Below are 15,974 nucleotides of genomic sequence, written 5' to 3'. Positions count from 1 at the left end.
AGCGGTGTGGTCGACGCGTCGGGCGTCGTCAGCTCGATCCTGTCGAACTATCGGCGGCTCGTGGTCGAGTACCAGCGGCGGGTCACCGGTGATCCGTCGGCGCTGAACGCGTCCGCCCAGCGGTGCGGCGAGCGGGCGTCGACGGTTTCGGGCCGGGCGGACGAGATCGGCAAAGCGGCGAAGGCGCTCAACGCGTCCTGGGAGGGCGACGCCTACATCGCGTTCGCCACGGCCGCGGCGAACCTGAGCCAGGAACTCGGTGAGCTCGGCGCGAAACTGAGCGACCAGTCGAACCGGTTGCGGGCGGGAGCGCAGGCCCTGCAGGGCGCGAAGTCCTGTGTGGACTCGATCCTCGCCCAGTTCGACCAGTACGCCGCCCAGCTCACCAGCCAGGCGCGGACGGCGAACGCGAACGCGGTCAACGCGTTCATCTCCGCCGCCCGCCAGCTCGGTGAACGTGCCGCGCAGGCGGCGCAGGAGATCGCCGACGAGCTGAGCGAGGAACTCGCGCGGCTGTTCCCGCCGGAGGGCACCGGCCGGATCGAGCACGAACTCGGCAAATGGGGTCGCGGCCCGTTGTACTGGCTCAACGGCGAAGCGCTCGACGGCCGCAAGCGGCCGCGCTCGCATCCTTCCTGGTTCGGCAATTCCGGCTGGAAGAAACTCACCTGGGACGGTCTCGAAGGCACGCGCGCACCGCGCGCCGGCGACACGCCGTTCGGCAGGCCGAAGCCGGACGGCCTGCGCGACAAGGCCTGGGGCAACACCGAGATCACCTATGCCAAGTGGAAGCAGGAGCAGGACGGCTTCACCCCGGGGTGGGACGCCAAGGTCTCCTCGCAGGGCTGGGACCTCAAGGCGTCCGGCCACGCCGAACTCGCCGCCTTCAAGGAAGAGCTCGAAGGCAAGAAGGAATGGGGCGTCGCTTCGGGCAGCGCCAAGGGGACCGCGTTCGTCGGCAGTGAGGTGAACGGATCGCTGCAGGCGGGCGCGCACGGTGTCGGCGTGCACGCCAACGCCTTCGTCGGCGGCAAGATCGAAGGCGAACTCGCGGCGGACATGGCCGGGGTGGGCGTCGGCGCGAGCGGCACCCTTCAGTACGGGATCGGCGCGCAGCTCGACGGCCAGGCCGTCTACGACGCCGGGCACATCAAGGTCAACTTCAAGGCGGGTGTCGCACTCGGTCTCGGTGCCGGGCTCGGCGCGAAGATCGACATCGACCTGCCGAAGATCGCGGACACCGTCGGCGAATACGGCGGCGCGGCCGTCGACGCGGTGAGCGGCGCGGCCGGCCAGGCGGCGGACGCCGTCGGCGAGGCGTGGGACGACGCGGTCTCCTACGTGGGCACATGGTGACGGGGATGAGCGAGATGGCCACACAGGACCGGGTTTCCCTCCCGCTCGGATTCGACATCCCCGAGGGCTGGGTGCCGGTCGAACCCGCGTCGGTCGGCGCCGAGGGCGCGGTCTTCGTCGCCGTGCACTCCGTCCCGGACGCGGAGTTCACCCCGAACATCACCTTGAGCGTCGGTCAGCGGCCGGACGAAGCGCAGATCACCGACATCGCCGACGAGGCCGTCGAACGGCTCGGCCGGACCATGGCGGCGCTCGAAGTGGTGCGGCGCAAGGTGATCGGCACCGGGCTCGCGCCCGGGGTGACGCAGGTGCTGCGCATCCGCACCGGCGAAGGGCAGGATCTCATCCAGACGCAGGTGCAGCTGACCGTGCCGGGTGCGAGCCCGGCCGAGCGGCTGATCCTCGAGATCGCCTGCACCGCAACGCCCGAGGCGGCCCGCCGCCTCGGCGACGACTTCCGGCGGTTCGTGGGCAGTGTCCACGTCCGACGGGATTTCACCGCAGATGAAGGAGAAGACTCGTGACCACCGACCCCTACGCCATGCCGGACATGGACGAGTTGCTGGACCAGGTCCGCAAGCAGACCGAAGAGGTGCAGCGCATCCAGCGTTCGGTCGAGGCGATGGAGGTCAAGGCGCACTCGCGGCAGAACGAGGTCACCGTCGTGCTGCGCGGTGACGGCCGGTTCACCTCGATCGACATCGACCCGCGCGCGCTGCGCCAGTACGACGCACGCAACCTCTCGGAGATCGTGCTGGAGGCGGTCAACAACGGGCTGCAGAAACTGGCCGAGGCCAGCAGCGCCAAATTCGCCCCGGTCATCGAGTCCGCCAAGTCGATCGAAGCATGACGGCCGCGATCGCGGGCTCCACCCGGCGCGTCACGGTGGTGACACCGCGGGCGCGGGTCGATGTGGCGCTGCCGCAGCAGAGCACGTTCGCCGAACTCGTCCCGCAGCTCGTGCGGCTCGCGGGCGCTTCGGGACAGGCGTCGGCCGAGAATCCCGGTTGGGTGCTGTCACGGCTGGGCGGCGCCCCTCTCGCGCTCGGGCTCACCGTCGCCGCGGCCCAGGTGCGCGACGGCGAAGTCCTCCATCTGACCCCGCGGGAACGCCCGCGGGGTCCGCTGCTGTTCGACGACGTCGTCGATTCGATCGCCAGCGTCGCCGAGTCGGGCACCGGCCGGTGGGGACCGTCGGTGGCGCGCAAGGCGGGCATCGTCGCGTCCGTGGTGCTGCTGCTCGCCGGTGGCCTGCTGGTGCAGGCGGCGGCGTCAGGCAGCGTGCTGGCGCCGATCGGGACCGGGCTGCTCGCACTGGTGCTGGTGCTGGGCGGCGGCGCGTTGAGCCGCGCGTACGGCGACGCGGAGGCCGGTGCCGCCGGCGCGCTCGCCGGGGTCGGCGCGGCACTGCTGGCCGGGATGTCGATCCTGCCGCCGCATCCGCTGTTCTCCCTGTCCGCGGGACCGTTGGCCGCCGGGCTCGCCGTGGTGACCGTGTACGGCGTGATCGCGGCCGTTTCGGTGGCGGACCGGCTGCCGTGGTTCGTCGCGGTGACCGTGGCGGCCGGACTCGGCGCGATCACCACCGCCATCGTCCTGCTGGCCGACGTGCGCGCGGTTTCGGCGGCCGCCGTGGTCGCCGTCGTGGCGACGGGGCTGGCCGCGGTGGCGCCGATGATGGCGCTGCGGCTCGGCAGGCTGCCGCTGCCCCGGGTGCCCGACGACATGGACGCGTTCCGTGCCGACGAGAACCCTTCGCTCGGCGAGGACATGATCGGCGGGACGACCTACGCGCAGGCGTTGCTGACCGGGCTGCTCGTCGCGCTCGGGCTCACCGTGGTCTCGGCTTCGGTGGTCCTGGCGTCTTCCGGCGGGGCTTGGGAAGCGGGCCTGTGCGGGCTGCTGGGGCTGGCGCTGATGTTGCGCTCGCGCGCGTTCGCCGGCCGTTCGCAGCGGGTCGTGCTGATCGGTTTCGGCGCGGCGGCCCTGGCGGCGGGCGCCTTCTGGCTCGCCGCGGGCGGGCCGCGTTCGTTCGTGTTCGGCGCGGGCTGCGCCGTCGTCGTCGCGGCGGGCGTCTGCCTCACCTACGCGACGCGTGTCGCGAAAGGACGTCGTTCGCCTTACTGGGCAAGGACTCTCGACATCACCGAGTTCCTCGTGCTGCTCTCGCTGATCCCGTTCGTCGGCATGATCGCCGGGGTCTACGAGGCCGTGCGGGGCTGACTCCCTTTTCTGTGCATTTGTCGAGAGGTAAGTCAGAGGTGGCGTTTTCGTGGGCGAGGCCGGCTACGGGGATGAAGGCGTCCTTCGCCGCGTTCGATGCCGAGTGGCCGTGTCGCGAAAGCCACTTTCGGGACGTCTGATGTCGCGAAAGTGGCTTTCGCGACGTCCCGGGAGATTCGTGTGGCGGAATCGCGGGAATCCATGATCGCCGCCCGATCACGCGAGATCCGTCTCCAATCACACGTGATCGCCCCCCAAACACGCGTGAACGCCGCCCGATCACGCGTGAACGCCCACCCCGCCCGAACACGCCACGTTTGCCCTTCCTCAATCAGTCCTCTGGATGCGGTACTTGCGCGTGCAAGTACCGCATCCAGAGGACTAAACGCGTTACGTCCGTGAAGGACTCCTTCCCTACCCTCAGAGAGGAAAGGAATCCTTCACGGACAGTCCCCTCAGTCCTCCAGCGCCAGCGGCAGGGTCCGCCGGACCGCCGCGGCTTGCCGTCCGTGCAGCGGGGTCACCGCGATCCCGCCGGGCCGCACCGTTTCCGCTCCCGGCCGTCCGCCGACCCGGATGGTCACCTCGGACTTCTCCCGGCCGCCAGGGGTCCGGTGCAGCGTGTACGAAGTCGCGGTGAACGCCGAGCCCGGGACGTGAAGATCGAGTGTCCGCGCGAGATCCCGCTCCGACCGCGGCCGGTAGCAGACCTGCGACGCGCCGCCCCAGTCCCACGAACGCCACCCGTTCACCGGCGCGTCCCGTCCACTCCCGAGCGCGACACGCAGTTCCTCCGCCACCTCACCGGCTTCGAGCACGGTGCTCTCGAAACCCGCTTCGGCCAGCGCGCCCATCAGTGACAACGCCGCGCACGCGGTGCTCCGCAGCGCGCCCAGTTCGCCACCGCCGCGGGCGAGCGCCGCGATCGGCGCGTCCTCGGGGCGGTACCGGACGGTGAGCCAGCGGACCCGGAGCACCGACTGTCCACTGGGGACCGTCCAGGTCAGCAGTTGCGCGCTGGACAAAGGGATCCCGGTGTTCGCGTAGGCCTCGCGCAGGATTCCGACCAAGGCGTCCGGTCCGGGTGACATCGCGCCGGGGGTGAGCCGCACGATGGCGCTCCAGCCGTCGCGGACCTCGGCGACGCCGAAGCGGTTTCCCGCGCGGTCGACGTGCTGGCGCACCCGGACGGGGCCGGCGAGCCGGTGCAGCGGATCGGGGACCTCGTTCTTGTCGCGACGCTTCAGCCGGTATCCCGCCCAGGTGAGCAGCCAGCCCGCGGCGTGACGTCCGGCGAAGCGGATCGACGTCGTCAGCACGAGGACACCGGCCGCGACGGTGATACTGATCCACACGGCCTGGGGGATCCCGTCGACGGCGAGGGCCAGCAAGATCGCGATCCCGGCGATCTCCCAGAGCGCCGCCTGCAGCGGGCGGATCGGCAGCAGCCAAGGCAACGGCGCCGTGCCCGCGGGGCCGCGAGCCGCTCGGGGTGTCTCCACCGCTGGGGCGTCAACCGACAAGGAATTCCCCTCCTCCGTGCACGCGCCCGACGGTAGTGGGCTCCCGTGCGCGGGAGGGCGTAAAAATTACCCTCACCGCGAGCCGGGTCGGAACCTAACGTGAGCACCCTCGAACGGGGTGGGTACGAACGGCGGGGGACGGGAGCGTGTGGACGCAGCGGGACCAGATCCAGGCCTACCAATTCCTCCGGAGGAGACTGGTTTCGGCACTGGTCTCGGCGGACGCCAATCATCCGGTCGCCCCGAGCCGCAGGCTGGTCATCGGAACCCTGTGCGGTCTCGGCGTGGCGCTGCTGATCACCGCGGTCTTCGGCGTGATCGGCCTGCTGAACCCCTCCGGCGGCAAGGACTGGCTGGCGGGCGGCAAGGTGATCGTCGAGGAGGGCACCGGCGCGCGCTACATCCTCGGCCAGGACGGCGCGCTGCACCCCGTGCTCAACTACTCCTCCGCGCGGCTGATGGCGGGCGGCAACGGCGAGGCCACTGTGACCGTCCCAGCCGACAAGCTCGCGAAGGCGCCGCGCGGCGCGCAGATCGGCATCCCCGGCGCCCCTGATTCGCTGCCGGCGTCGGCCTCGCTGGTGAAAGCCGCGTGGACGAGCTGCTCACGGACGACCCAGGACGCGCCCGCGTCGGCCGAACCGGAGACGACGGTGCTCCTCGGCGCGCCTGCCGCCGGGGTCGACCTGCCGAAGGATCAGGCCGTCGTGGTCCGCGTTCCCGAGGGCGAGCGTTTTCTGGTGACGGCGGGACGCCGCTACAAGCTCACCGCGGAGGCCGCCACGGCGTTGCAGTTCGACACCTACCCGGCGATCGCGGTGTCCTCCCGGTGGATCGGCACCGTCGCCGCCGGACGCGATCTGGCCTACCGCGCGGTCGACGACGCCGGGCGGGCCGGTCCGAAGGTCGGCGGCACCACGACGAAGGTCGGTTCGGTGCTCGGCGTCATCGACGCGATGGCGTCACCCAACGACGCGACGTCGTACTACCTCGTCCGTGCCGAAGGGCTCGAGCCGATCGGCCAGACCGAAGCGAGCCTGTTGATCAACACGCCGCAGAACGCGGACGCCTACGCCGGCGTCCCGGCCCCCGTCGCGGTGCGCGCGGCCGACGTCGCCGCGGTGCCGAAGGTCGGCGCGGCGAGGACCGGCGGGGCCGATCCCGCGGAGTATCCGGACCGGATCCCGCGAAAAGCGCCCGTTACCGGACAGTCCGTGACGCTATGCGCGCAGGGTTCTCGAATCGTTATCTCCGCACAGGTCCCGTTGCCGCAAGGTGCGAAGGCGATCCCGGTGACGGCGCGGACGAACGCGCTGGTCGCCGACGCGGTTTTCGTGCCTCCGTCGGGAGGCGCGGTGGTGACGGAATCCGGTTCCGGCACGGTCTACGTCGTGACCGACACGGGCCTGAAGTATCCGGTGGCGAGCACTGAGGCACTCGCTTCACTCGGATACGGCCAAGCCGAACGGCAACCGGTTCCGAATGGGTTGCTGGCACTGGTTCCGCGCGGACCCGCGCTGGATCCAGGGCAGGCGGGCCGTGCGGTGTCCGCGGCAGGTGGGACGGGGTGAGCGGGAACGTGCAGATGACTGAAGACAGGCCGGAGACCGACCGGGTCGACGTCGCGGTGATCGAGGACCATCCGTTGTACCGGCACGCCGTGGTCCGGGTCCTCACCGAGGCCGAGGGGATCGAACTGGGCGCCGTGGTCGATTCGGTGGCCCGGTTCCACGTCCATCCGCAGCCGCCCGGCAGCGTGGTGCTGCTCGACCTCGGCCTGCCGGGGATCGCCGGGGCGGCCGCGGTGTTCCAGGTGTGCGAACTGGGGCATCACGTGCTCGTGGTGTCCGCGCAGGCGGAATCCGAACAGGTGCTCGGCGCGATCGCCGCCGGTGCCAAGGGATTCCTGTCCAAGGACGTCGACGTCGACGAACTGCTGACCGCGATCAGGACGGTCGCGCAGGGCCGGGCCTACGTATCCGCGGTGGTGGCCGGAATGATCATCAAGGACAACGCCGACCGCCCCGTCGCGGCTCCCGACGTCGCGCTTTCCGCTCGGGAGAAGCAGGTCCTGCGGCTGGTCGCGGCGGGTGAACGCGACGTCGACATCGCCCGCATCCTGGGTATCGGGGTCCGGACGGTCCGTGGTTACCTGGACCGGATCCGTGACAAACTCGGAGAGAGAAGGCGGGCCGGTCTGGTCCGCAAGGCCATCCAGCTCGGGCTCGCGTCTCCGCCGGAGGTGCCCGGCCCGTCTCGGCCGGTCGCGCCCCGCGACGACGCGGGCGGATTCGAAGGACGCCGGTGAACGCAGACGAGCAGCAGCCGAAACGCACCACGCCGATCAACGTCGGGGTGATCGAGGATCATCCGCTGTACCGGGACGCCGTCGCACGTGTGCTCACCGAAGCGCCCGACATCGCGCTGGGCGCCGTCGCCGACTCCGTCGCACGGTTCGCCGTCCAGGAGCAGCCTCCGGGCAGCGTCGTCGTCCTCGACCTCAAGCTGCGCGGTGTCCAGGACGCCGCCGCCGTGCTCGAAGTGGGGCAGATGGGGCACAAGGTGCTCGTGGTGTCCGCGCACGCCGAGCAGCCCGAGGTGCTGGGCGCCATGCAGGCCGGGGCGAAGGGTTTTCTCTCCAAGGACGTCGACGGGGACGAGCTCCTGCGCGCCATCCGCACCATCGCCGACGACAACGCGTACGTGTCGCCGACGCTGGCCGGGATGATCATCCAGGACAGCGAAGACCGCCACGCCGGACCCAAGATCGTTCTGTCCGAACGGGAGAAGCAGGTCCTGCGGCTGGTCGCGGCCGGTGAACGGGATGTCGACGTGGCGGAGATCCTGAACATCAGCGTGCGGACCGTGCGGTCCTATCTCGACCGGATCCGGGACAAGACCGGGGAACGGCGGCGTGCCGGGTTCGTGCGGGTGGCGATCCGCGAGGGCCTGCTGCGCTAGCTCGCAAAGACCGCATCCAGAGGACTAAACGCGGGGCCCGAGAAGTTCACCCGCAGCGTGTAGACCGAGCTGGAAGCGGTCACGAACAGATCGTTCCGCCGCGGCCCGCCGAACGTCAGGTTCGAACAGACCTCCGGCACGTGCAGTTTCCCGATCCGCGTGCCGTCGGGCGCGAAGCAGTGCAGGCCGTCGTGCGCGGCGGCCCAGATCCGGCCGTCCGCGTCCAGGCGTACGCCGTCGAAGACGCCGGCGTCGCAGGTCGCGAAGATCTCCCCGCCGGAGAGTTTTCCGCCGTCCACCGAGAAAACCCTGATGTGACTGGGGTTCTGCCGGGTGTCCACGATGTAGAGCAGCGCTTCGTCGAGGGAGAAGGCCAGCCCGTTCGGACGCGTGAAGTCGTCCGCGACGATCCGCACCGAACCGTCCACCGGGTCGGCGCGGTAGACGTGGCAGGCGCCGATCTCGCTCTCGGCCCGATGGCCCTCGTAATCGCTGTCGATCCCGTAACTGGGATCGGTGAACCAGATCGCGCCGTCGGAACTCTCGACGACATCGTTGGGACTGTTGAACTTCTTGCCCCGATAGGTCTCCGCGAGGACGGTGGTCGTGCCGTCGTGCTCGGTGCGCGTCACCCGGCGACCGCCCTGTTCACAGCTGACGAGCCTGCCCCGGCGGTCGACGGTGTGCCCGTTGTGGAATCCGGCCGGCTCGCGGAACACGCCGACCGCGCCCGTGGTCTCGTCCCAGCGCAGGACGCGGTCGTTCGGGATGTCGCTGAAGACCAGGTACCGGCCGGCGGGGAAGTAGGCGGGCCCCTCGGTCCACCGGCAGCCGGTGTGCAGCCGTTGCATCCACTCGTCGCCGTTGACGCGCGCGAACCGCTCGTCGAGGACCTCGAAACGCGCCTTGACCTTGTCCATGCCCACCCCAGTGATCTGAACGAAATATCACCATAATCATGAACTGCTGAACCTGATACGGTCAACCCATGGATGAGGTGGATCGCATACTGCTCACCGAGTTGCAGCAGGACGCGACTCAGGCGTATGCCGCACTCGGCAAGGCGGTCGGACTCTCCGCGGGCGCCGCGCACGAACGGGTCCGCAAGCTGCGTGAGCAGGGCGTCATCCGGCGCACGACCGTCGACGTCGATCCGGCGGCCGTCGGTCGCGGGGTGATGGCGTTCGTGCTGGTCGAGGCCGGTTCGTGGATGGGTGATCCGCCCACCAAAGCGGCACTGGAGGCGTTGCCGGAGGTCGTGGAGGCGCACATCATCGCCGGCCCTGCCTCGCTCCTGGTGAAGGTGCGCGCGCCGACCACCGAGGAGCTGCAGGCGTCTTTGCGCAGGCTGTACGCCATCGAAGGCGTCACCGGCACACAGACGATCGTGGTGCTCGAATCGTTCTTCGAGCGCTCCGTGGACGCTAAAGGCGACGATTCGCCAGTGCGCCCGTCGCCGCCCGGGCCTTCCCGCTGACCGCCGGATCCACGTCGACGACCACCGTTTCCGGCCCGGCGCCCAGCTGGACGTGGACGCGGCCGAAGCCGTCGGAAACCGTCGAGTAGCCGATCCCGGTCGGCGCCTTCGGATGCACCGAAGTCCCGCTCGCGGCCGGATCGGCCTGCCCGCAGCCGAGGACCCAGGAGCCGGAGTCGAGCGCCCGGGCGCGCACCAGAACCTCCCACTGCTCGCGTTTGCCCTCGCCCGCGCCCCAGGACGTCGGCACGAGGACGATGTCGGCGCCGTCGTCGGCCAGCTTCCGGAACAGTTCGGGAAAGCGGATGTCGTAACAGGTCGCGACGCCGAAGGTGACCCCGTCGACCTCGAAGGTGACCGGAGCGGTCCCCGGCGCGACCGTGTCGGACTCGGCGAACCCGAACGCGTCGTACAGATGGATCTTGTCGTAGCCGAAGTGCTGCCCGGCGCCGGTGACGAGCAGCGTGTTGCTCACGCGCCCGTCGGGCGACGGCGTGAACATGCCCGCGACGATCACGACGCCGTGCTCCTCGGCGATCGCCGCCACAGTGGACGCCCACGGACCGTCCAAAGGTTGCGCGAGGGGTTTCAGCGGGACGCCGAAGCGCGCCATCGTCGCCTCGGGGAAGACCACGATCCGCGCGCCGTCGGCCGCCGCGGCCGCCACGCCTTCGCGAATCAGCTTCAGGTTCGTTTCGGGATCTTCGGCGGTTGTGAGCTGGCACAACCCGATTCGCGGCACGGCGGCCTCCCTCATCGTGGGATCGCTGGTCACCACCCCAGTGTGCCTGCTCGGCGCGATCGGGCCACCTCGTACCCTGGAGGCATGCTGAACCGTACCGACCTGCGTGGACAGGTCCCGTCCGTTGCCGAACTCAGGAGCACGCTCCCGCGTGCCGAGTACGACGTGGACGCGGCGCTGCATCACGTCAGGCCGGTGGTCGAGGCGGTCCGCGATCGCGGCGTCGAGGCGGTTCTCGAGTACACCGAGAAGTTCGACAAGGTCCGCCCCGGCGGCGTCCGCGTTGCCGCCGCGGAGCTCACCAGCGCGCTCGAGAACCTGGACCCGGCCGTCCGCGAGGCGCTGGAGGAGTCGATCGTCCGCGCCAGGAAGGTCCACGGCGATCAGCGCCGTCAGGACGTCACGACGGAGGTCGTCGACGGCGGCACCGTCACCGAGCGGTGGATCCCGGTCGAGCGCGTCGGGCTGTACGCGCCGGGCGGGCTCGCGGTGTACCCCTCGACCGTGGTGATGAACGTCGTCCCGGCGCAGATCGCCGGCGTCGGCACCCTCGTGCTGTGCTCGCCGCCGCAAGCCGCGTTCGGCGGGCTCCCGCACCCGACGATCCTGGCCGCCGCCGAACTGCTCGGTGTCGACGAGGTGTGGGCCGTCGGCGGCGCGCAGGCCGTCGCGCTGCTCGCGTACGGCGGCACCGACACCGACGGCGCGACGCTGGAGCCGGTCGACATCGTCACCGGGCCCGGCAACATCTACCTCACCGCGGCCAAGCGGCTGCTGCGCGGCATCATCGGCATCGACTCCGAGGCGGGCCCGACCGAGATCGCGATCCTCGCCGACGAGACCGCCGACCCGGTGCACGTCGCCGCCGACCTGATCAGCCAGGCCGAGCACGATCCGCTCGCCGCGAGCGTGCTGGTCACCACGTCCGGGGCACTCGCGGACGCGGTGGACAAGGAACTGACCGGCCGCGTGGCCGCGACCAAACACGCCGAGCGCGTGACGGAGGCCTTGAGCGGCAAGCAGTCCGGCATCATCCTGGTGTCCACTGTGGACGACGGTCTCCGTGTCGTCGACGCATACGCCGCGGAGCACCTGGAGATCCAGACCGCGGACGCGCGTTCGGTGGCGGCCCGCGTGCGCAACGCGGGCGCGATCTTCGTCGGGGCGTACGCGCCGGTTTCGCTCGGCGACTACTGCGCCGGGTCGAATCACGTGCTGCCCACCGGTGGTTTCGCGCGGCACTCGTCGGGGCTTTCGGTGCAGAGCTTCCTCAAGGGCGTGCACATCGTCGACTACGACGAGAACGCGCTGCGCGAGATCGCCGGCCGCGTCGTCGCGCTGGCCAACGCCGAGGACCTGCCCGCGCACGGCGAGGCCATCACGGCGCGGTTCGAGGGGGAGCGGGCATGACCATCGGCGAGGAGATCACGCTCGACGCGCTTCCGCTGCGGGACGACCTGCGGGGCAAGACCCCGTACGGCGCACCGCAGCTCGACGTGCCGATCCGGCTCAACACCAACGAAAACCCGTACCCGCCGCCGGACGAGCTGGTGGCCGACGTCGCCGAGGCCGTCCGAGCCGAGGCCGCTTCGCTGCACCGCTATCCGGATCGCGACGCCGTCGCGCTGCGGCAGGACCTCGCGGACTACCTCGCGGTGTCCACCGGCGTGCTGGTTTCGGAGTCGAACGTGTGGGCCGCCAACGGGTCCAACGAGATCCTGCAGCAGATCCTGCAGGCCTTCGGCGGCCCCGGCCGCTCGGCGCTCGGGTTCGAGCCGTCGTACTCGATGCACCCGATCATCTCGGCGGGCACCCGCACCGAGTGGCTGCCGGCACCGCGCCGCGACGATTTCACGCTCGACACCGAGAAGGCCGCCGCGCTCGTGCGCGAACGCCGTCCGGACATCGTGTTCGTGACCAGCCCGAACAACCCGACCGGCGGCTCGATCCCGTTCGGCGAACTGCGCGAGCTGCTCGAGGCGGCGCCGGGCATCGTGGTGGTCGACGAGGCGTACGCGGAGTTCTCGTCGCAACCGAGCGCCCTCGAACTGCTCGAGGAGTATCCGGCGCAGCTCGTCGTTTCGCGCACGATGAGCAAGGCGTTCGCCTTCGCGGGCGGGCGGCTCGGCTACCTGGCGGCCGCCCCCGCGATCGTCGACGCCTTGCAGCTGGTGCGGCTGCCGTACCACCTCTCGAAGCTCACGCAGGCGGCCGCGCGGGCGGCGCTGCGGCACGCGGACGCCACCCTGGCCTCGGTCGCCAAACTCGCGGCCGAACGCGACAGGGTGGTGGAAGCCTTGCTGGGCTTGGGATTCACCCCCGTCCCGAGTGACGCGAACTTCGTCCTCTTCGGACGGTTCGCGGACGCCCCCGCGACTTGGAAGTCCTATTTGGACAACGGTGTGCTGATCAGGGACGTCGGCATCGAAGGGCACCTGCGGGTGACCATCGGGACGCCGGAAGAGAACGACGCCTTTCTCGAGGCCAGCAAGGAGGTGCCGCGATGAGTCGCGTCGGCAAGGTGGACCGCACCACCAGGGAATCGTCCATTTCGGTCCAGCTCGACCTGGACGGCACGGGACAGGTGGAGATCGACACCGGTGTCCCGTTCTACGACCACATGCTCACCGCTTTCGGCGTGCACGGCTCGCTCGACCTCAAGGTGCAGGCGACCGGTGACGTGCACATCGACGCGCACCACACCGTCGAAGACACCGCGATCGTGCTCGGCCAGGCGCTGCGCCAGGCGCTGGGCGACAAAAGCGGCATCCGCCGGTTCGGCGACGCGTGGATCCCGATGGACGAAACCCTCGCGCACGCCGCGATCGACGTCTCCGGGCGCCCGTACTGCGTGCACCTCGGCGAGCCGGAGCAGTTCAACAGCTTCACCATCGGCGGGAACTACCCGTTCGTGCTGACGCGGCACGTGTTCGACTCGCTGTCGTTCCACGCCCAGATCGCGCTGCACGTACGCGTGCTGCACGGCCGGGATCCGCACCACATCGCGGAAGCCGAGTACAAGGCCGTCGCGCGCGCTCTGCGTGCCGCCACCGAGCCGGACCCGCGCGCGGGCGGCATCCCGTCCACGAAGGGCGTCCTCTGACGCCGCATTCAGAGGACTAAACGCGGTGAGTACCCGGGGCGGTCGGGCGCGTCGGCGTGTGGCAGCCTGACGGGCATGAGTAACTCGACCATCGCCGTGCTGCTGCTCGCGCTCGGCGGCTTCCTGATCGGCGGCGTCTACGCGACCTGGAAGAGCGTCAAGTTCCTGGCCGTGGTGCTGGGCATCGGCGCGCTGCTGGCGATCGGCGGCGCCATCGCCTGGCTGGCGTAGTCAGACCTCCTCCGGAAGTACATGAAGGCTCCCTTCCTTGCGCTAGACGCAAGGAAGGGGGCCTTCATGTACTTACTTCGCGGCGTCGACCAGTTCCCGCTCGTCAGGAGCGTCGAGCTGCTTCGTGAGCTTCTCGCCTTCGACGTCGACATCGGGCAGCACGCGGTCCAGCCACTTCGGCAGCCACCAGGCACCGCGCCCGAGCAGCGACATCAGCGCGGGCACGATGGTCATCCGGATCACGAACGCGTCCACCAGCACGCCGAAGGCCAGCGCGAACCCGATCGACTGGATCAGGGAGGACTCCGCGAGGACGAACCCGGCGAACACGCTGATCATGATCAGCGCGGCGGCGACCACGACGCGGGAGCCGTGCCGGAAACCGGTGACCATCGCCTGCTGCGGGTCGGCGCCGTGGACGTACTCCTCGCGCATCCGCGTCACCAGGAACACCTGGTAGTCCATCGCGAGCCCGAACAGCACGCCGATCAGCAGGATCGGCAGCATGCTCATGATCGGCCCGGTCGTCTTCACGCCGAGCAGGTCGGTGAGCCAGCCCCACTGGAACACGGCCACCACGGCGCCGAACGTCGCGACCACGGAGCCGAGGAAGCCCAGCGTCGCCTTCAGCGGAACCACGATCGAGCGGAACACCAGCATCAGCAACAGGAACGCGAGCCCGACGATCAGCGCGAGATAGGGCAGCATCGCGTCGGCGAGTTTCTCCGAGACGTCGATGTTCGCCGCGGTCTGCCCGGTCACCGCCAGCGACGCGCCGGTGGCCGTGCCCAGTCCCGCGTTCAGGCCGCGGATGTCGCTGACGAGGTCTTCGGTCGCGGTGCTGCTCGGGCCGCTCTTCGGAATGACGGTCAGCAGTGCCAGGTCACCGTCGCGGTTGACCTTCGCCGGCGTGACGATCGGGCGTTCCCCGAGTCCGCTGATCCGGGTGGAGGCCTGCTGGAGCGCGGCCTGCCGGTCGGCGCTGCCCGCCAGGTCGACGACGATCACCAGCGGGCCGTTGGCGCCCTCGCCGAAGCTGCGGCTGACGGTGTCGTAGGCCTTGCGCTGGGTGGTGTCCGGCGCGGCGGTGCTGTCGTTCGGGAGGCCGAGTTGCATGCTCGCGGCCGGGACGGCGACGACAGCGAGACCGGCGATCGCGGCGATCAGCACCGGGATCCGGTGGCGGGCCACGAAACTCGCCCAGCGCTCGCCGTGCGTCGTCGCGCCTTCCTTGCGGCGCAAGCGGATCTTGCCGCCCGCCAGTTTGCCGCCCGCGAAGCCGAGGATGGCGGGGAGCAGGGTCAGCGCGATGACGACCGCGATGGCGACGGTGATCGCCGCGGCGACACCCATCTCACCGAGGAACGGGATGCCGACGACGGTCAGTCCCGCCAGCGCGATGATCACGGTCAGCCCGGCGAACACCACGGCGGATCCGGCCGTACCCGTGGCGCGTCCGGCGGCCTCTTCCGGATCGCGGCCGAGGCTCAGTTCGTGCCGATAACGGGAAACGATGAAGAGCGCGTAGTCGATGCCGACGGCGAGGCCGATCATCAGCGCGAGCACCGGCGTGTTCGTGTTCAGCTCGAGGAAACCGGACGCCGTGGTGATCCCCGCCATGCCGATGCCGACACCGATGAGCGCGGTCAGCAGCGGGATCCCGGCCGCGAGCAGCGAGCCGAAGGTGATGATCAGGACGACGGCGGCGACGGCGACACCGAGGCCTTCGGTGGCGTTCGTGGCGGGCATCGCCTGGACGGCGTCACCGCCGAATTCCACCGTGTACCCGGCCTTCCGGAGGGGGTCCGCCGCGGCCATCAGGCCCTCGCGGTCGGCGTCGGTGAGCTCGAAACCCGGGACTCGGTAGCTGACCTGCGCCAGCGCGACGTGCTTGTCCGGCGAGATCGCCTGCACCTGCAGCGGGTTGATCACACCGGCGACCTTCGGCGCGTTCTCGAGTCCGGTGACGATGCCGGCGATCGCGGCCTGACCGGGTTCCTTGGTGATGTCCTGGCCGGCGGGCGCGGAGATCACGACGCGGGCGGTGGCGCCACCGGCGGCGGCCTCCGGGAACCGGTCCGCGAGCTGGTCGATCGCCTTCTGCGACTCGGTGCCGGGGATGGTCACCGAGTTCGAAAGCTGGCCGGACAGGGTCAGCGCTCCCGCGCCGAGGGCCACCAGGACAACGGCCCACACCGCCGCCACCAGTGCCCGGCGCCGGAACGAGAACCGGCCCAGGCGGTACAGGAAGCTGGCCACAAAAGTCTCCCGTTCACTCGATCAGGTTCATTCCAAGCTAGCCGATCGGCTAGTGAGCTACAAGCCGATCGGCAAGTGTGTGACTAGCCGCACGGCTAG

Annotated in this window: 16 protein-coding genes; 12 read left to right on the top strand and 4 right to left on the bottom strand. The window is 70.2% G+C overall.

Annotation, left to right across the window (positions count from 1 at the left end):
• Positions 1–6: 6 nt before the first annotated feature.
• The 4 genes from HDA45_RS08090 to eccD are packed head-to-tail and all read left to right on the top strand — an operon-like array spanning position 7 to position 3,579.
• Positions 7–1,356 (top strand): WXG100 family type VII secretion target, encoded by a 1,350-nt coding sequence (locus HDA45_RS08090; protein WP_184893337.1) that lies wholly within the window; start codon positions 7–9, stop codon positions 1,354–1,356.
• A gap of 14 nt (positions 1,357–1,370) precedes the next feature.
• Positions 1,371–1,880: a hypothetical protein gene (locus HDA45_RS08085; RefSeq protein ID WP_184905422.1), complete on the top strand. Its 510-nt coding sequence runs from the start codon at positions 1,371–1,373 to the stop codon at positions 1,878–1,880.
• Positions 1,877–2,206 carry a YbaB/EbfC family nucleoid-associated protein gene (locus tag HDA45_RS08080; RefSeq protein WP_233223736.1) on the top strand — a complete coding sequence of 110 codons (330 nt, stop codon included), beginning with the start codon at positions 1,877–1,879 and terminating at the stop codon, positions 2,204–2,206. The genes HDA45_RS08085 and HDA45_RS08080 overlap by 4 nt, the downstream gene beginning before the upstream one ends.
• On the top strand, positions 2,203–3,579 hold the full coding sequence (gene eccD / locus HDA45_RS08075) for a type VII secretion integral membrane protein EccD (protein ID WP_184893335.1): 1,377 nt from the start codon (positions 2,203–2,205) through the stop codon (positions 3,577–3,579). The genes HDA45_RS08080 and eccD overlap by 4 nt, the downstream gene beginning before the upstream one ends.
• Before the next feature lie 455 nt (positions 3,580–4,034).
• Here eccD and HDA45_RS08070 read toward each other — a convergent pair whose 3' ends face one another.
• On the bottom strand, positions 4,035–5,102 hold the full coding sequence (locus HDA45_RS08070) for a type VII secretion protein EccE (RefSeq protein WP_184893333.1): 1,068 nt from the start codon (positions 5,100–5,102) through the stop codon (positions 4,035–4,037).
• Positions 5,103–5,248: 146 nt separating this feature from the next.
• Here HDA45_RS08070 and eccB point away from each other — a divergent pair, with 146 nt between their 5' ends.
• Genes eccB through HDA45_RS08055 form a run of 3 tightly spaced genes read left to right on the top strand, consistent with a single transcriptional unit; the run spans position 5,249 to position 8,063 of the window.
• Positions 5,249–6,673, top strand: a complete 1,425-nt coding sequence (gene eccB, locus HDA45_RS08065) for a type VII secretion protein EccB (protein WP_184893331.1) — start codon at positions 5,249–5,251, stop codon at positions 6,671–6,673.
• Between the two features lie 14 nt (positions 6,674–6,687).
• Complete coding sequence (locus HDA45_RS08060) at positions 6,688–7,410, top strand: response regulator (RefSeq protein WP_221471045.1); 723 nt, start codon at positions 6,688–6,690, stop codon at positions 7,408–7,410.
• Positions 7,407–8,063, top strand: a complete 657-nt coding sequence (locus HDA45_RS08055; RefSeq protein ID WP_037309519.1) for a response regulator — start codon at positions 7,407–7,409, stop codon at positions 8,061–8,063. The genes HDA45_RS08060 and HDA45_RS08055 overlap by 4 nt, the downstream gene beginning before the upstream one ends.
• On the opposite strand, the gene HDA45_RS08050 is transcribed toward HDA45_RS08055, so the two are convergent.
• Entirely contained in the window at positions 8,060–8,983 is a 924-nt protein-coding gene (locus HDA45_RS08050; RefSeq protein ID WP_184893327.1) for an SMP-30/gluconolactonase/LRE family protein, read from the bottom strand. The two genes, HDA45_RS08055 and HDA45_RS08050, sit on opposite strands and share 4 nt — an antisense overlap.
• 68 nt (positions 8,984–9,051) lie before the next feature.
• Here HDA45_RS08050 and HDA45_RS08045 point away from each other — a divergent pair, with 68 nt between their 5' ends.
• Positions 9,052–9,540 carry an Lrp/AsnC family transcriptional regulator gene (locus HDA45_RS08045; protein ID WP_184893325.1) on the top strand — a complete coding sequence of 163 codons (489 nt, stop codon included), beginning with the start codon at positions 9,052–9,054 and terminating at the stop codon, positions 9,538–9,540.
• Here HDA45_RS08045 and HDA45_RS08040 read toward each other — a convergent pair.
• Entirely contained in the window at positions 9,488–10,282 is a 795-nt protein-coding gene (locus HDA45_RS08040; RefSeq protein WP_184905420.1) for a nitrilase-related carbon-nitrogen hydrolase, read from the bottom strand. The genes HDA45_RS08045 and HDA45_RS08040 overlap by 53 nt on opposite strands.
• A gap of 84 nt (positions 10,283–10,366) precedes the next feature.
• Between HDA45_RS08040 and hisD the strand changes: the two genes are divergently transcribed.
• The 4 genes from hisD to HDA45_RS08020 all read left to right on the top strand — a co-directional run bounded on the left by hisD (position 10,367) and on the right by HDA45_RS08020 (position 13,616).
• Positions 10,367–11,692, top strand: coding sequence for a histidinol dehydrogenase (gene hisD, locus HDA45_RS08035; protein ID WP_184893323.1), 1,326 nt, complete (start codon positions 10,367–10,369; stop codon positions 11,690–11,692).
• Positions 11,689–12,789, top strand: coding sequence for a histidinol-phosphate transaminase (locus tag HDA45_RS08030; RefSeq protein ID WP_184893321.1), 1,101 nt, complete (start codon positions 11,689–11,691; stop codon positions 12,787–12,789). The genes hisD and HDA45_RS08030 overlap by 4 nt, the downstream gene beginning before the upstream one ends.
• Positions 12,786–13,385, top strand: coding sequence for an imidazoleglycerol-phosphate dehydratase HisB (gene hisB / locus HDA45_RS08025; protein ID WP_005155296.1), 600 nt, complete (start codon positions 12,786–12,788; stop codon positions 13,383–13,385). The genes HDA45_RS08030 and hisB overlap by 4 nt, the downstream gene beginning before the upstream one ends.
• A gap of 75 nt (positions 13,386–13,460) precedes the next feature.
• Positions 13,461–13,616 (top strand): hypothetical protein, encoded by a 156-nt coding sequence (locus HDA45_RS08020; RefSeq protein ID WP_184893319.1) that lies wholly within the window; start codon positions 13,461–13,463, stop codon positions 13,614–13,616.
• A 72-nt stretch (positions 13,617–13,688) separates the two neighbouring features.
• On the opposite strand, the gene HDA45_RS08015 is transcribed toward HDA45_RS08020, so the two are convergent.
• Positions 13,689–15,875, bottom strand: coding sequence for an MMPL family transporter (locus HDA45_RS08015; protein ID WP_184893317.1), 2,187 nt, complete (start codon positions 15,873–15,875; stop codon positions 13,689–13,691).
• Positions 15,876–15,974: the final 99 nt, after the last annotated feature.

Source organism: Amycolatopsis umgeniensis (assembly GCF_014205155.1).
In the GTDB taxonomy this organism is placed as follows: domain Bacteria; phylum Actinomycetota; class Actinomycetes; order Mycobacteriales; family Pseudonocardiaceae; genus Amycolatopsis; species Amycolatopsis umgeniensis.
The sequence above is the reverse complement of the archived record's forward strand: the minus strand, read 5'-3'. Positions and strand labels throughout refer to the sequence as shown.

What these genes read in the sequence shown, in the direction of transcription:
- HDA45_RS08020 (WP_184893319.1), top strand. Translation starts at nt 13,461, where the DNA reads ATGAGTAACTCGACCATCGCCGTGCTGCTGCTCGCGCTCGGCGGCTTC.
- HDA45_RS08085 (WP_184905422.1), top strand. Translation starts at nt 1,371, where the DNA reads ATGGCCACACAGGACCGGGTTTCCCTCCCGCTCGGATTCGACATCCCC.
- HDA45_RS08045 (WP_184893325.1), top strand. Translation starts at nt 9,052, where the DNA reads ATGGATGAGGTGGATCGCATACTGCTCACCGAGTTGCAGCAGGACGCG.
- hisD (WP_184893323.1), top strand. Translation starts at nt 10,367, where the DNA reads ATGCTGAACCGTACCGACCTGCGTGGACAGGTCCCGTCCGTTGCCGAA.
- HDA45_RS08050 (WP_184893327.1), bottom strand. Translation starts at nt 8,983, where the DNA reads ATGGACAAGGTCAAGGCGCGTTTCGAGGTCCTCGACGAGCGGTTCGCG.
- HDA45_RS08060 (WP_221471045.1), top strand. Translation starts at nt 6,688, where the DNA reads ATGACTGAAGACAGGCCGGAGACCGACCGGGTCGACGTCGCGGTGATC.
- hisB (WP_005155296.1), top strand. Translation starts at nt 12,786, where the DNA reads ATGAGTCGCGTCGGCAAGGTGGACCGCACCACCAGGGAATCGTCCATT.
- eccD (WP_184893335.1), top strand. Translation starts at nt 2,203, where the DNA reads ATGACGGCCGCGATCGCGGGCTCCACCCGGCGCGTCACGGTGGTGACA.
- HDA45_RS08030 (WP_184893321.1), top strand. Translation starts at nt 11,689, where the DNA reads ATGACCATCGGCGAGGAGATCACGCTCGACGCGCTTCCGCTGCGGGAC.